We start from the raw sequence: 16,439 nt of genomic DNA, 5'->3' as shown, positions 1-16,439 counted from the left end.
GCCCCGCCAGGGCCCACCTGACGGGGCTTCATTTTGCAGTTCGGAATTGCGCGGGAAGGTCGACACCCTCTGGCGGAGCAACGCCCTCACGCCTCCTGCGAGAAACAGGCGAGGCCCCCCGAGTAGAGCTTCGCCTGTTCCTGCGGGCGTCAAGGAGCTACTTACCTTCTCCCCTCAGCAGGATCTGAACCTTTGACGGAAATTGCGGATCATCCACCATTACCGAACAGATCACAGAGTCACGGAACCCCGCGAATTGCATTCGGGCGTATTCATTTGGGTCGTGCAGTACGAGCCACCCGGATGGACACGGGAGTGACACCTCAAAGAGGTTCGCAGGAAGCATCGCAGGTGGAGTCGACTTCCATACCTCGCATTCGACAGGACCGTCGACACTGGCCTGGACGCCGAAGATGAGTGAACTACCCTCTCGATACCAACTGCTTGACGTCGGGTCCCAGTCGCTGACGTCGTCGTCACTTCCCGCGTCCCGCAAGATCAGGCAGCCGTGATCGATTTTCGCCAGGAATGCAACCACAGGGCTATTAGCTACCATTCCTTCTTACTCTTTCCTTGTGAAAGTTGCGAGACAACCCCACCCTGCCGCCTAGCACAGGGCAGACAGTGAGGATACGCCGTCTGAGGAGATCCTGGAGCGACGAGACTGGACGGCGGCTGGTGATCTGGAATCCAGTCCCCGTCCTTGGTGCCGGGGGTCGTGGCATCGCAAGTGTGGCAGCCGTACTTATTTCCGGCTTCGTTGATCAGGTCTCGAACGCCATCTGCTTCAATGTCGCCGTTCTCCAGCCCTACTCCCTCTCGGGCATTCGGACCAGCACCCAGCGTCAGATCGCACTTCTGACCTGGCGATGCATTGTGAACGAGTACCGGCGTAGCCCCCGCCAGCACATAGTACGTGTGGAGGTCGCTGACGGTGAGGTTGTACATGTCCGCGGCGCCGGTGCGCACCGTGACTGCGGTGATCCGTACGTGTTCGTCGGAAGCGGTGATGAGCAGGTGCCCGGGCTTGAGTCTGCCGGCCCGTACCCAGTCATGGGTGGTGTCGTTCCAGAAGGGGTGTAGGGACGTGGTGTGGAGCGTCCGGGTCTTTCCGTCGTGCCCTTGGACACGGACGTTGATCAAGTCGTCGTCATGGTTGACGAAGGAGGCAGTGACCTTGCGCGGACCGCGGTGCTTCCCGTTCGCGGGGTCGGCGCTCTCGACTTGGTCGCCAGGCTTCACCTTGCCGATGGGCTTGGATTTGCCATCTGCCAGGAGGACGAGGGTGCCCGGGTCGAAGCTACAGGGGCCGCCACCCTCTGCCCGCGCGCCTCTCCCGGCCCCACGGCCGGCCACCCGGCCCGCTTGTCCGTTGCCGCCTACCAGGCCGCCTTCGACGCCGGCTCTGATCGCATCGGTAGGGCTGGCCCAGTTTTTCCCGCAATTCCAGTCCTTCTTGCAGGAGTACAACATGCCCATGACTCGCGTGTAGTCCTGAACACCGCTGGTGCCGTCCTCGTTGGGCGCCAGACAATAGAAGTCGGAGTCCTGACAGGTGTAGTCGACCCAGCGGTTGAACTCTGCGGCGACTTCGTTGACATGGGGATTGTCGGCCGGAAAGTAGACGCCCGGGTAGAGCTTGACGTGCCACTCGCCTTGCAACTTGACCATGTTACGAGAGTCGCCATTGGCGGCGGCCGGCAAGGTGTCCGGATAGGCGGCCCCGGGGTTGGCCGGAGCATCTGCTCCTCCCGCACCACGAGGGGCCTTCTTGACGTATTCCTTCTTGCGGCCTCCTGAGCCGGTGCCGCCGATGGGGTAGCCGATCCCGCACTGGTCGGCCATGCATAGGCCGGAAGGGTCGCTGCTGGTGACGGGACTGTTGTTGGCGTAAGCGTACGCGTTCAGACTCTGCGGGTCGGCAGGGGTCATGAGCGGGTCGACGCTGATGAACCGGCCGGTCGTTGGGTCGTACTCACGGGCGCCGAGATGAGTGAGGCCGGTCTCCTTCGAGTCGTCGGTGCCTCCGACAAAGCCCTTGGTCCCGGGCCAGGCGGCCGGCTGGGCTCCGCGGATGCCACCGAAGGGCAGGGTGCGTCGCTGACTGAGTTTCTGCGTGTCCCCTGCGACGGCGAGCTGAGCGGTGCCGTGGTGATCGGCGAGCGTGAAGGAGACGGTGCCGTCATCCTGCTGGACGGCCTGGTTGCCACCACCGAGGTCGAAGTAACGGGTGACCTTCGGCGTGGTGCTGCCCTTTGCCAGCGTGATCTCGGTAGCCCCGAGGTAGAGGGTGGTCTCGGTGGGCGTACGGGCGATCAGCCGGTTGCCGTCCGCGTCGTAGAAGTACGCGGTGCTCTGGCCTGCGGCGGTCACCTTGGCGAGGTGGCCTTCCGGATCCCACGTGAGGTTCTGGTCGTCCCCGTTCAGAGAGCGGGTGGTGGTGTTGCCGGTCTCGTCGTACTCATAACTGTCCAGGACCGTACTGGTGGGACCGGTGGTGGTCACCGAGGACAGGGCGTGCGGCAGAGCCTTCCCGGGATCGGGGTAGGTGTAGGTCCGCTTGGTGTCCTTGGCCGCGTCGCCTGTGGGGTCGTGGATGGTCTCGGTGCGGCGGTTGCCGACCAGATCGTAGGCGTAGGACTGCCAGTAGGGGGCGGGTCCGCCCAGGACGCTGCCGCTGGGAGTGGTGGCGCAGGACGTGGTGTTCTGGGCCCAGGCCTCGGTAAGGCGGAGCAGGTAGTCGTAGGTGAAGCACTGGGTGTCGGTGCCGTCGCGTGAAACGTCCGACACGGACAGGACGTTGCCCGTCTCGTCGTAGTGGTAGCTGTTGCTCTGGTCGACGCCGGCGATCTCCTCCCGGTCCACGCGCGAGGAGGCCAGGCGCTGGGTGCCCCATTCATAGGTGTTGGTGGCCCAGACCTTCTTGCCGCCGCTCTTGGACAGCTCGTACTGCAGGGGCTTGCCGGTGAGGCTGTAGCTCGTCGTCGCCTTTATCCCCTGGCTGCCAGTGACGGCGGTGGGCCGCAAGGTGGCGTCGTCATAGGTGAAGACGGCGGTTGCAGCGGACAGGGCACCGGCCTTCGGGAAGCCGACGCCGCTGGTGAGCCCCGACACGTTGTACGACGTGGTGGAGATATAGGTGCCGGCCAGTTCCTTCTCTGCGGCCGGGATGGTGACCGAGGTGCTCTGCGGCCGGTAGAGGCGGTCGTAAGCGATGATCTTGTTGGTGTAGGCGTTGGTGCCGTCGTAGCGGATGGATGCGGCGAGCTGGCCCTTGGCGCCGCTGACGGTGTCGTACACCCACGCCGCGCGCAGGGTGCCGGTGGAGGACTTCTCCCTCACCTCTGTCTTGCGGCCGAGGTTGTCGTAGCCGTACCACAGGCGGGGTGTGTCGGGACGGTCGTCGGTGGTGCTGTCGGGTCGGGCGTCGTCGGTGGTGGTGAGTTGACCGCGGTCGTCGTAGGTGTTGAGTGTGGTGCCCTTGTCCGGATCGACGGTCTTCGTCTGCCGGCCGAGCTGGTCGTAGGCGTACGACCAGTTGTTGCCGGCAGGGTCGGTGATCTTCTTCAGTTCGCCGCGGGGTGTGTAGTCGTAGCTGGTGGTGTCGTAGGCGGCCTCGACGTTGCGGGCGTGGAGCTGGCGCAGCGCCGTGGTACGGCCTCGTGCGTCGACGAGGGTGGTGGTGGCGGTGCCGCCCTCAGGCGGGATGACGGTGGTGCGGTCGCCGTCGTAGATGGTCCTGGTGGTGGACAGCACGGGCCCGCCGTCGCCGTTGCCGGCAAGTTGCTTGGCTTCGATCCGTCGGCCGAGACCGTCGTAGGAGTAGCGGTTCTGAGTCTCGACGTCGAGCGCGTCTTCCGGTTTGGCCAGGACGGTCGTAGGCGGCTTCACCGAGTAATAGGAACCGAACTCCTTGGCTACCAGGCCGCGTTCGTCGTAGAAGGTGTCGCTCAGCAGGCTGCCGCCGTCAGGACCGGGGGCCTGGCTCTGGCGCGGCCGCAGGAATCCGTCATAGAGGGTGTATGAGGTCAGCTGCGCGCCGTTGTTGCCAAGTGTTCTGGTGGCGATGGCGACCGGCTTGCCGTCGCCGGCGGTGTAGGTGAACTCGTAGGTGGGCGTCTGGCCGGTGAGGCGGTCGGCGAGCCAGACCTTGGTGGAGCGGCCCAGCGCGTCATAGTCGAAGTTGGTCACCTTGCCGTTGGTGTCGGTCTGGCTCTTCGGCAGGTTGCGCAGGGGGTCGTAGGTGACGCTGGAGGTCTGGGCGGTGGTGGCGTCGCCGGGCTTGGCCGGTGGAGTGGTGATGCTGACCTTGGTCGCGAAGCCGGTGGTGGGGTCGGGGGCCGTGGTGGTGGTCCGGCCGTCGGCACGCGCGGTACGCGTGACGGTGCCAGTGGCCGTGACCTTGACGTCCGCGGTCAGGTCGGTGGTGGTGCGCTGGCGTCCGTAGCTGTCGTAGGTGGTGCCGGACTCCAGGTAGACGGCGGTGGTGCCGTCGTACTGCTTGAGCACCGCGGTGCTCGTCGGATCCCCCTTGGTCGGAGCCGCCTCATAAGCGCCACCGTCGTATGCGGACCGCACATCCGAGATCACGTCGTCCGGGCGATTGACCGCGTCGGCACAGGACTTGGCCACCGCCTCTACGCGGGAGGGCAGGGTGAGGATGTTGGCGGTGGAGTTGGTGACGTAGGTGGTGCGGGTGCAAGTGTCGTCGGTCTTGGTGCCGCTGTCCCCGAAGTCGTCGACCTGCGTGGCACGTCCGGCGACGGTGTCATAGGTCGTGGCCGTGGACGTGGTGCGCCAGGAGGTGCCTGCGCCGTCGTCCAGGGAGGTCCAGGTCCTGGAGCCGGCGGTGCCGGTGAAGTTGGCGGTGACGGTGCCCCAGTCCCTCACCTTCTTCGCCGTCTCGTGGTGCCAGGGGCGGTTGACGTTCTTGGCGAGGATCTTGCCGTCGGGACCGGAGTAGGTGACCGTCTTGTAGGTGAAGCCGGTCGACGCTGACTCGTCCGTGATCGGGTCGCCCTCGCCATCGCCGAGAGCGATGCTGACGCTCTTGGCGCCTCCGGCGGTGGTCTTGCGGTCGCCGTCCATGCCGCGCAGGAAGAAGCTGTCCTGCTGGCTCTTCATCGCGGTGTCGCCGCCCTGGCCGCCGGTGCGGACTCGGACGTGCCCGTAACCACGCCACTGGGACCAGGTTTTTTCCTTCTCCTTGGTCAACCCGTCGTCATCGTCGTAGTGCCAGGCCGCGCCGTCCAGGTAGTCGTACCGGGTGACCTGGTCGGGGGCGCCGCCGGTGCGGTCGGTGGCGGTGACGGAGGTGACGACGTACTTGTTGAACCACTTCTGTTCGGCGTCGTCCGTAGAACTGCCGCCGATGTACTGGGGGAAGCAGCGGGTGGTGTTGGTCTCGGGTGTGGGCAGTGTGTCCCAGTGGCATGCCGGGGCCGAGTAGTTGACGTCGATCTGCCCACCGAACTCGTCGGCGACGGTGGACAGACGGTCCTTGATGAACGGCGGGAAGCCGTCACCGGTCTTGTCCAGTCTGTTCGCCAGCTGGGTGTACGCGAAGGTGGCCTTCGGCAGGGCGATCGCCGGTGCGGCGCTGCGGCCCGTGTGCTGAACGGAGTCGAGCAGCAGCTGGTAGTCGGTGTCGGCTGTTCCCCAGCGGTGGTTCAGATGCCAGGAGTCGACATCGTGGTACGCGGTGCCGTTGTAGACCTGGGTGGTGACATCGGTGAGCCGCTTGCGGGTGAAGAAGGTCGGAGAGAAGCGGCCCTTGTCGCAGTCCTTTCCGGCGTCACAGTTCAGGTCCCAGGGCGTGTCGTACCAGTAGAAGGCGTCGGTGGAGATGTCCGTGCACTTGGTACGGGTGTCCGGCAGGCAGCGCTCATCGCTGGTGAAGTCGACCTTGGCCAGGGCCTTGGTGCTGTACACGGACGAGGACGTCAACCCGTATTCGATGCGGTCCAGAGTCCCGCCACGCACATAGGGGGTGTCGTCCTTGGCCTCAAGGTTACGACCGTAGGAGTTGCCCTCTTTGTCGTAGTAATAGGCGATGGCGTCGCCATGCACGTCGACGACGTAGTCGAGGTTCCACCGCCAGGCCTGCTGGCAGTACGAGGCAGCGAAGCTGGAGGCGTGGCAGGGCTCGTCGACGTCGTCACCGAAGACGGGGGCGGTCCAGGTGGAGTCGGTGGTCTCTTTGCCTGCGGCCCAGCCAGGCAGGTGACTGTATCCGAAGTAGTACTGCGTACCGTCCGGTGTGATGAGGCGCCAGTACTCGTTGTCGTTGTCGCCGTTGTCCCGGTCGCTGGACGTCAGGTGGTCGATCTTCGTTCCGTCGTCGTCCTTGAGCTTCCAGGAGTCTTTGCCGGTGGGGACGAGTTCCCCGCCCTTGCCGTTGAAGGTGATGAAGGCGTTGTCGTAGCCCCAGCACAGGTCGCCAGGCTTGCTGCCGTCCGCGTGCTTGACGCCGTCGTCGGCACACGGCTTGTAGCGGCGCTCGATGTATCCGGACCACAGGTCGAAGCCGTCGCCCACCCAGGACGACTGATTGTTGGTGTTGGCCGTGCGCCCGTCGACCGAGCCGGAGGAGTAGGACAGACCCACCTTGGGTGCCAGACCCCCGGGGACCTCGGGAGCAGGCATTTCGTAGGACCAGGTGAAGTCGCCGGTGTTGAGGTTGGTGTTCCAGGTCGCCGAGGGAGAAAGAGACGTCGCCTTGTAGTCGCTCTGGGAGCTTCCAGCACCGGAGACAGCCGCGAGCACCGTGGCGGAGCCGGCGTCGAGGCCCACGCTCTGGGCGGTCAGGGTCTGCCTTTCCGCATCGTTGACCGTGGGGACCGGCTTGCTCGAGCGGCAGCCAGCCTTGTCCGGTGTCGTGAGTGCGCAGGCGGGCAACTCGACCATGGTGAGGCGGGAGGCGTAGCCGCCGCCGTAGGCTCCGGCGAAGGCGGAGTAGTCGAGGTGAGCCTGGACGCGGCCCAAATGTCCGGTCCTCGTAACGGCCTTGGAGGTGGGCTTCGTGACGGGCTTCAGGGTGAGCAGTGTGCCGTCGACGCCCGCCTTCTGCGCCGCGGAGCGGCTGAGCAGGCGTGCCTCGACGTCCCCGCGGAAGGGATTCTTGCGCGCAGTGCCCTGTGTGTCGAGGACCAGCGGCATGCCCTTGGCGCGGACGGCTGGCGCGGCGTTCTCCTCGGCGGCAGCCGGCATGTGCACGACCGTGGATGCTGCCTTGGGCCATGCAGCATCGGGTATCGCCTGCGGGGTCCTCGGCCCCTTCATCAGGGTGCGTGGCTTGACCTTGCCGGTCGTGGTGGCAACCGGGCGCTCGGAGGCGGGCAGGGAGGGCCGTCCCTTGCCGCTGTCCGCGGCAAGAGCGGGCTGCGTGACTCCTTGCAGGAGCGTGCCCACCATGACAGTGGCCGAAGCCAGTGCCAGACGTCGCCGGAAGCCCTGGAAACGTCTGCTCGATCTGCCGTTCATCGTGTCCTTCGTCCTTCGTCCTTCGACTGCGGTGCTCCGCGTGCGTACCGAGCGCACAGTGGGCTGAAGTGAGTGGGATTGCCGGGCAAAGACTTCCGGGGCGGGCCCTCACGCTGTGAGGGCCCGCCGACTGTCAGTCGACGCCGGGTACTTCGGTTGCCATCCCGGGCTGCCCCATGGCCACCGATCTGATCTGCTCGTCCGACAGTGCGCCTTGGAAGGCCCACACGTCGGCGATGGCGCCCGGCCAGTACTCGCTGCCGGTGTTCGTTCCGGTCTTGAGCCTGCCGAGTTGCATCGGCTGCGCAGCCTTGAAGGCCAGTACGTCGTCCGCCCACGAGAACTTGTCCGTGCAGGCGGCGTCGTCGGCGGCGCCGTCACCGTCGTCGTCCTTGCAGGCGACTTCTTCCTGTTCACCGTTGACGTACAGGGTCAGGTGCTTGGAGAAACCGTCATAGACGAGGGCCAGGTGCGTCCAGTCGGTGGGCCAGTAGAACTGGCTGTTGTCGACTTGGGCGACGGTGGCGTTGTCGGCGTCGGTTGAGGCCATCGCGATCCGCCACCGTCCGGGGTCAGACCCTGGCGTGGTGGGTGGTTCGTAGCGGACCGTGAAGGCGCTCTTTTTCGTGCCTGGGACGCTCAGCAGGGTGACGCCCTTGGCGGGGGCCGCTGCCGCTTGTGCCCATGCGGTGACAGTGAAGCTGCTACTGGTGTCCACCGGCACCGTGGCAGTCGTGCCGTAGTCGTTGATGCCGTCAAGAGTCACGCCACCGTCGGCCCTGCCGCCGTCGGCCAGGCCACCGTTGAGGTGATCGACGCCGTACAAGGTCATGTCGTTGTTCGACGAGGACGCGTCCGGAGTGACGAGCGGCAAGCCGGTCGCCTGCTCGAACGTCCAGCGTCCCTTGACCAGAGGCCGCTGTTTGAACAGCTGCTGGACTTCTTGGGCGGACGCGGGCCGGTCGAAGAGCCGGACGTCGTCGATCTGGCCGGGGAAGAACCAGCTGGGTCGGCTTTCGTTGGAGCCGGCGCCGATCTGTAGCGAGCCGCCGGCGTACCAGCTTGCCTGCAGGTCTGTTTCACCTGCTTTGGTGCCGTTGACGTACAGGGTCAGTTTGTTGGCGACGGTGTCGTGCACGCCGACGAGGTGTGTCCAGGTGTCGCCGTAAGCGGTCTGGCCGTCGGCCTGCATGGCGCGGATCGGGGTGGCGGTTGCGGAGTCGTCCGAGAACTCGCTGATCACCCACCGGTCGGAGGTGTTGGAGTAGTAAAGCTCCATACCCGAGCGGTGGGCGCCCGCCTGGGTGGCGACGACCGCCGCATGGTTCGGTCTGGTCTTCGGCAGCTTGGCCCACGCGGAGATGGTGTAGCTGCTGAGGTTGTTCAGAATCGGTCGGCTGGTGGTGGCGTAGTCGTCGACTCCGTCCAGTGTCAGCGCCTTGCCGGCGATGCCCGGCTGTCCGGGCTTGGCCCCGTTCATGAGGGTGGCGTCCGGGACCTCGGCCCTGCCGGTCAGCTCGGTGGCGGTGTCCGGCTCGTCCATCGTGAACACGGCCCGTGCGGGCCGGCCGAGGGTGGAGGACGACTTGCCGTACAGCTGGGTCACCTCGGCCGCGGTGAGGGGCTTGTCGAAGATCTGCACCTCGTCGATCGCGCCGGGGAAGTAGTTCGTCCTCTTGCCGTTGAGGCTCGCCGCACCGAACTGCAGGCCGCGCCGCGCGTCCCAGGGGGTGCTGTAACCGGTCGTGCCCACGAGTTGATTGTCGACGTACAGCTTCAGTTCATCGCTGCCCGCGCTGTAGGTGCCCACCAGGTGGGTCCATTCGCCGGCCTTCACGCCTCCCGGGGTGGAGGCCTTGACCGTGACACTGCCCGAGTTGAGCGTGTCCGAGGTGTGCTGGCTGAACACCCATCGGTCCAGGCCCGCGGAGTAGTAGAGCTCGAACCCGGGTGAATTGTCGCCGGGTTGGGTGAGCGCGACGGCCGCGTGGTCGGGGAGGGTATCGAGCTTGACCCAGGTGGAGACCGAGAAGCTCGTTGAGGTGTCGATGACGGGGATGTCGCTGACGGCGTAGTCGTCCACGCCGTCGAACGACACTGCTGTGCCCTTGGCACCGGCGACTTGCGGCGTGGCGCCTCCGTTCAGACGCACCGTTCGTTGCGGTGCCGTGCCCGAAGCGCTGGATACGCCGGCATCGTCGTCCAGTTGCCACATCGCGCGTTCAGGCTGTCCTGCCTTGACGCGGAACTGGTAGGTGCGGATCTCGCTGGCGTTTCCTGCTGCGTCGAACGCCTTGGCGGTCACGCGGTTCAGTCCCGGCTTGGCCGGAAGAAGTCTCGCGATCCTCGCCGCCCCTCCTGAGGTGGTGAGGGTGTTCTTGGACGACGGATCTTCGTTGATGCCGAAGTAGTACTTCACGACGTCGCTGTTGGCACCCTTGAACTCGAAGGTGCCGTACTTGCCCATACCGTCGAGCCATGGGTCATCGGGATTGCTGTCATCCGGCTGCGGATACTCGCCTGAGGTGATCGTCGGTGCTGCCGGCACGGAGGTGTCGTAGACGAAGTAGCAACTGGTCGCGCCCCCGGCGTACGACCAAGGCGAGTACTGGGCGCCGTCGTAGGAACGGACGTACCAGTTCACCGATCTTTGAGGCGGAATCGACGAGGGCAACGACACCACGAAGCGCTCACCGGACCGCTTGTACGTGGTCAGCGCCGGCTTCCAACGCGCGATCAGACCCTTGCCGTCTCCTGCGTCCCACTTCGCCTGGAACTGGACAGCGATGTTGTCACCATCAGGATCAGTCACGTCGTTCGCGTAGATCTTGCCCAGGGTGCGCACCCTGGGTGCAGCCGACGGCGACTTGCACGAGCCGCCGTATTCCATCTCCAGCTGTGACGCCCTGATCTGCTGCGGCGGACGGTTGTACTTCACCCGCAGATAGGCGTCGTCGGAGAACCGTTTCCAGCCGTAGGCGTCGGATTCGTCGTCGGCGCGCAGACCGAACGTCATGGTCGACCACTTCGCGTCCGCTGCCCGCTGCACGGCCGACTTCACGTCGAACTCGGCGTCCCTCGCCGCGCACCCCTCGAAGCCGTAGGCGAACGGCGTCGTCCTCAGATGGTCGATCCAGAAACCGGACGCGTTCTGGGAGTCCCAAGTGGTCGAGGAGGAAATCGCTTTGGTCCGCCACAGCTCCACACCTCGCGCGTTGCAGGACGCCGACCACGTGTTGCGCACGACGAACTCGGCGGACAGGACGTCCTTGCCGGCGTACTTCGAGACCGGGATCTGGTAGAAGAGGCGCTTGGTGTCGTAGGGCTTGCAGTAGTACCAGGCGCAGTAGCCCAGGCCGGCGTCCGGGTCACCGTTGAACTTCCACTGTGGGGATGACGCCCAGTACTTCGACGCCACGGTCCAGGCCGTGGCCTTGGGGGTGTCCCACTTCGGGTCGATGTACACCGGATACACCGTGTCCTTGCCGTGCAAGACCTCGGTGTCCGGCGTCAGCACCAGCTCGTCCTGGCCGGCGGCGACCTCCACTCCGACCGGCGCCAGCTTGCCCGACTCCGCCGCGCCGGGCTCTCCCTCATCGCCGGCCCTGCCCACCGCTTCCGAGGCAGCCTGACGTGGCGCAGTCGCTGTCTTCTGCGCCGAGGCGCCGGCGCTGGAGTCCCACATCAATGGCTGCGCCGCCTCGAACACCGTGCCACCCGCGCCGTTGTCTACGGCCCGAAGACCTCCGGCACCGGTTTCCTTCACCTCCATGCCGCTCGCGTCCAGCTTGAGGCGAAGTTGCGTCAGTTCCTTGCTGGAAGCGGCCTCGGCCGACTTCACGACGAGGAGCTGGGTGAAGCCGTCCTGCTGTGCGCCCAACCGCAGATCGACTCCTGGGAGCACGTCTGCGTAGGTCGCGGTGTCGTCCCGCAGCTGCGGGGCAGGCAGCTGCCCCGGCCAGGAGAGAGACAGTTCGCGTCCCGCCTTCGTCATTCTGACCATCGGACCGTCGCCGCCTCCGGAGAATTCCAGGCCGACGGTCGTGGCCTTCGGTGCCACCATCCCGTTCCCTGCTGGGGCCAGGTCGGTGTCGATGGCTTTCCACATCCCGTCGACACGCACCCGGACGGGGCGCAGATGCTCGCGTGCCTCCAACTTGCCGTCGGGAGTAGCGAAGACCTCGCTGCTCTCCGCTCTCAGGGAGGCGACCTCGACGGACCGGCCCAGTTGCTTGGCCCGGGCTACTGCTTCCGCCTCTGTGGCTGCGGAGGCGGTGCCGGCGGCGTCCGTACCTGCGACCTGCGACGCCGGGACGGCCGCTTCGGTGCTGTCGGCTGCCAGCGCGTCGGATGGTGGGAGAAGGCCCAGCGTCACTGCGGCGCACACCACCGCTGTAGTGACGCCCCATCGTCTACCCACAGGCATGACACACCCTCCCCCCAGGGCCTCCCCAGGCCCTGTCCCCGCTGTAACCGACCCTTTACCGTTTGTGCACATGACCGTAAACGGGGGGCCAAGCGCAGGTCTAGGCAGTGAAAAACGGACATCGCGCGTCAGGGAGACCAAAGGGAGTCAGAGCAACCAGTGACAAGAAACACACGGGCTGTGACTCTGGATGGGGATCACGTTCAGCGGTGACGCCCTGACCGACTTGGACACTGAAAGAGATCCCAGCCGGACGGGCCAAGCCGCTCCTGCACTCCGTCAGAGACGCCGGCCACTCACCGGCCCCCGCAGGGCCTCCACCCGGATCAGCCCCGTCGTGGCTTTCCGCCCTGCCGGACCACATCCAGCAGGGCGGAATCGCCCGGCCGCACCCGACGTCCGGGTGCGGGCCGCCTCCGTACCGTCCCGTCAGGCCAGCAGTTCCACCTCCGCCAGGGTCGACTCGCCGTCCAGGAGCAGCCGGTACTTCGCGTACGTTCCCGGGGCGGCGACGGTGAAGGCCCGGGTCTGGCGGTCCCAGGCGAACGTCTCACCGGAGCGGCGGTCCAGGGTGTGCCAGGTCGTGCCGTCGGCGGAGCCCTGGAGGGTCCAGCCGGTCGGTGCCCTGGTGTGGTCGGCGCCCGACGTCAGGGTGTACTGGACCGGCCGCACGCCGTCCGGGGCCGGCAGGCCGGCCGAGGTGAGCGTCGCGCTCGTCGCCGAGGTGTCGTCGAAGAGCGCGCCCTCACCCTTCAGGACGTCCGCGCGGGGTGTCGGCACCCGGTCGTCCTGGGTGACGGAGACCGGTGCCGCGTCCGGGCCCGTGCCCCACGCCGACGGCCTGGAGCCCATGAAGAAGTCCAGCACCCCGCCCTTGGACAGCAGTGAGTGCGGCAGCGAGGTCGACGTCCACGGGCGTCCGTCGAGCATCACGCCCTGGACATAGACGTTCTTCGCGCTGTTGTGCGGCGCCCGCACCACCAGGTCCCGGCCGTTCTCCAGGTGCACGGTCACCTTCTTGAACAGCGGGGAGCCGATGGAGTACTCACCGCTGCCCATGACCAGCGGGTAGAAGCCGAGCGCGGAGAAGAGGTACCAGGCCGACTGCTCGCCGTTGTCCTCGTCGCCGTGGTAGCCCTGCCCGATCTCGCTGCCCGTGTAGAGCCGGGAGAGCGCCTCCCGGACATGTGCCTGCGCCTTCCAGGGCTCGCCGGCCGCGTCGTACATGTAGATGACGTGGTGCGCGACCTGGTTGGAGTGGCCGTACATGCCCATCCGGACGTCCCGGGCCTCCGTCATCTCGTGGATGACGCCGCCGTAGGAGCCCACGTAGTCGGGGGAGGCCGTCTCGGGGGTGGCGAAGTACTCGTCGAGCTTGTCGGCGAGACCCTGCCGGCCGCCGTACAGGTTCGCCAGGCCCCGGCTGTCCTGCGGGGCGGTGAAGGCGTAACCCCAGCCGTTGGTCTCCGTGTAGTCGTAGCCCCACACGCGCGGGTCGTACCGCGTGGACGCCACGCGCCAGTCACCCTCGGCGTCCCGGCCCTGGAAGAAACCGGCCTTGGCGTCGAACAGCCGCACGTAGTCCCGCGCCCGGTTGAGGAAGTACGCCGACTCCTCCTTGTAGCGTTTCTCGCCCGTCTTGCGGTAGAGCGCCTCGCCCATCCTGGCGATGCCGTAGTCGTTGACGTATCCCTCCATCGCCCACGACAGGCCCTCGCCCGTGTCGGTGGAGGTGTACCCGAGGAACGGCGAGGTGCTCATGCCCTTGCGGCCCACGCCCGAGGAGGGCGGGACGACGGTGGCGTTCTTCACGGCCGCGTCGTACGCCGCCTTCGCGTCGAACTTCACGCCCTTCACGTAGGCGTCGGCGAACGCCACGTCCGAGGACGTGCCGGTCATCAGGTCGGCGTATCCGGGGGAGGACCAGCGGGAGGTCCAGCCGCCGTCCTTGTACTGCTGCACGAACCCGTCGACCATCTCGCCCGCCTGGGACGGGGTCAGCAGCGAGTACGCCGGCCATGTGGTCCGGTAGGTGTCCCAGAAGCCGTTGTTGACGTACACCTTGCCGTCGACGATCTTCGCGCCGGTGTGGGTCGGGGTGTCCGGGCCCGGCATGGCGGAGAACGGCGAGGCGTACCGGTCCCGGCCGCCGACCTTCTCGAAGCCGGAGTTCGGGTAGAGGTACAGCCGGTAGAGGCCGGAGTAGAGCGTGGTCAGCTGGTCGGTGGTCGCGCCCTCCACCTCGACCTTGCCCAGCAGCCTGTCCCAGGCGCGCAGGGCACGCGCCTCGACGGTGTCGAAGGAGGCACCGCCGACCTCCTGGCGCAGGTTGTCCTTCGCCTGGTCGACGCCGATGAGCGAGGTCGCGAGGCGCAGGGTGACCGTGCGGTCGGCGCCCGCGGCGAACCGCAGATAGCCCTTCACCCCGCTCGCCGTACCGTCCGTGACCGGCTTGTCGAACTCGCCGTACACGAACAGCCGGGTGGCGCCCGTGGACAGGCCCGACTTCACGTCCGAGTAGCCGGTGACGGTCCCGTGCTCCTTGTCCAGGGTCAGGCCGGCCTGCTCGGTGACGTTGTCGAACAGCACGCTCGCGTCGTCGCCGGGGTACGTGAAGCGCAGCACCGCCGCGTGATCGGTCGGCGTCATCTCCGCCTTGAGGCCGTTCTCGAACCGCACCCCGTAGTAGTACGGCCGCGCGGTCTCGTTCTCGTGCCGGAAGGGCATCTCCCGGGCCGCACGGGCGGTGTCCGGGGTACCGGACGCGGCCGACGGCATCACCTGGAACGTCTGCCGGTCGCCCATCCACGGGCTCGGCTCGTGGCTCGCGCTGAACGCCTGGATCGTCGGCAGGTTGTCGGCGTTGTTCGCACGTGCGTACTCGTACAGCCAGCTCAGCGAGGACGCGTTGGTCACCGGCGTCCAGAAGTTGAAGCCGTGCGGCAGGGCCGTCGCCGGGAAGTCGTTGCCGCGCGAGAAGCTGCCGCTGGAGTTGGTGCCGCGGGTGGTCAGCGCGTAGTCCGCCAGGTGCGCCTTCGGCTTCTCCGGCGCCAGCGGCCGGAGCGAGACGTCGTCGAGCCAGCCGCGGAACTTCGCGGGGCCGTCGGGGGAGTCGTAGGCCACCAGGATCCGGTCGACGGTCCGGCCCGCCGCCACCGAGCCGATGCGCGCCGCCACGTTGTTCCACTGGTTGACGTACAGGGCCTTCGAGTCGCCCTGCCCGCGCGGGGACAGCGGGAAGCCGTGCTGGTCGACGGCGCCCAGGCCGCTCAGGTAGGTGCCGTCGGTGAAGGCCAGGTCGACGGAGACGTACGTCGCGTCGTAGTCGCGGTCGCCGTCCGCCATCGACGGGAAGACGCGGTACGACAGCGCGGTGTCGCGGCCGACCCGCACGTTCACGTCGAAGACCTTGTTGAACGAGTACGCGCGGCCGTCCGCCGTGTGCCGGCCGGCGTAGCGCAGCGCACGCCTCCCGGTGAACCCGGCGCCCGACTTGGCGGTCGGGGAGCCGCTCGGGCCCTTGTCGACGAGGGTCAGCATGTCCTGCGGCACCGGTCCGCCGCCGCCCCCGGTGGAGAACTGCACGTCGGCGAGTTGCAGGATGTCCGGGGCGCCGTTGTTCTCCGTCACCTCCAGCCGGAAGTGCTGGTACTCCACCGGTTCGGTGAGGTCGTACGCCTTCGTCTGGAAGCGCTCGGAGAAGTTCTCGCCCGACCGGCTGTCGACCGGCTTCCAGTCCTTGCCGTCGGCGGAGCCCTCCAGGGTCCAGGCCCTGGGGTCGCGCGCGTCGAAGTCGTTGGCCGAGGTGAGCGCGTACGTCGCTATCCTGACGGGCTTGTCCAGGTCGAACTCCACCCAGCCGGTGGTCGCGAACGCCAGCCACTTGGTCCCCGGCTCGCCGTCGACCAGGTTCTCCTTGACCTCGCCCGCGCCCGGGTTCTCCGCGCTCGCCCGGACTTCGGTGACATGGTCGGTGACGTTGCCCGGGATGCCGGTGCTGTAGCCGCCGTCGACGCCCGAGGCGCGCTTGCCGCCGTCCGGGCCGGTGTCCACGGTGTTGAGCCAGTCCGGCGCCGGCTCGCCCGCCTCGAACGAGGATGCGAACTCCCGGTCGGCCGCCGGAGCCCTGGCCGGCAGGGCGACCGCGGCGCCCTGCGCGCCGACGGCCATGACAAAGGCGGCCGTGAGGACGGCCGCCGTACCCCATCTGTGCCGAGTTCTCCGCTGCATCTACGGATTTCCCCTCCTGCGCCACCTGCGGACAACGTTGTCAAATACTGGGCGCAGGAACCAGTAGGTGGTCAAGTGGCCCGTGATGTCAAGGGTGTTGGGTATGGCATTCAGGGAGTTATGTCGCGAATTCTTCCGTCGGCCTGTTCTCGGGGCCTCCATATTTCCGCGAGGTCTCAACTCGGAAAAGACCCATCCCGAACCATGCATTCGATCTTGCTCAGGCGCCGGAAAGTGGACTATACCTGTCGGCACTTCCAGCACGACCCTGCACGGCCCAGCACTACCCGACAGCGGTGCC

The 16,439-nt window shown here is 66.9% G+C and carries 3 protein-coding genes; all 3 read right to left on the bottom strand.

Annotation, left to right across the window (positions count from 1 at the left end):
* Positions 1-549 precede the first annotated feature (549 nt).
* The 3 genes from GT045_RS14835 to GT045_RS14825 all read right to left on the bottom strand — a co-directional run bounded on the left by GT045_RS14835 (position 550) and on the right by GT045_RS14825 (position 16,138).
* The gene (locus tag GT045_RS14835) at positions 550-7,482 is read right to left on the bottom strand and encodes a polymorphic toxin-type HINT domain-containing protein (protein ID WP_237538587.1); all 6,933 of its coding nucleotides are present in this window, start codon (positions 7,480-7,482) and stop codon (positions 550-552) included.
* Positions 7,483-7,615: 133 nt separating this feature from the next.
* A complete protein-coding gene (locus tag GT045_RS14830; protein ID WP_345942653.1) occupies positions 7,616-11,857 on the bottom strand; it encodes a LamG-like jellyroll fold domain-containing protein in 4,242 nt (1,413 codons plus the stop codon).
* A gap of 480 nt (positions 11,858-12,337) precedes the next feature.
* Positions 12,338-16,138 carry a GH92 family glycosyl hydrolase gene (locus GT045_RS14825; protein WP_202528089.1) on the bottom strand — a complete coding sequence of 1,267 codons (3,801 nt, stop codon included), beginning with the start codon at positions 16,136-16,138 and terminating at the stop codon, positions 12,338-12,340.
* Between the last annotated feature and the right edge of the window lie 301 nt (positions 16,139-16,439).

This window comes from Streptomyces sp. SID486 (assembly GCF_009865385.1).
In the GTDB taxonomy this organism is placed as follows: Bacteria; Actinomycetota; Actinomycetes; order Streptomycetales; family Streptomycetaceae; genus Streptomyces.
Note: the sequence above shows the minus strand (reverse complement) of the source record. Positions and strands in the feature narration are given on the sequence as shown.

Coding starts and splice junctions, on each gene's coding strand:
- GT045_RS14835 (WP_237538587.1), bottom strand. CDS start 7,482: ATGAACGGCAGATCGAGCAGACGTTTCCAGGGCTTCCGGCGACGTCTG.
- GT045_RS14825 (WP_202528089.1), bottom strand. CDS start 16,138: ATGCAGCGGAGAACTCGGCACAGATGGGGTACGGCGGCCGTCCTCACG.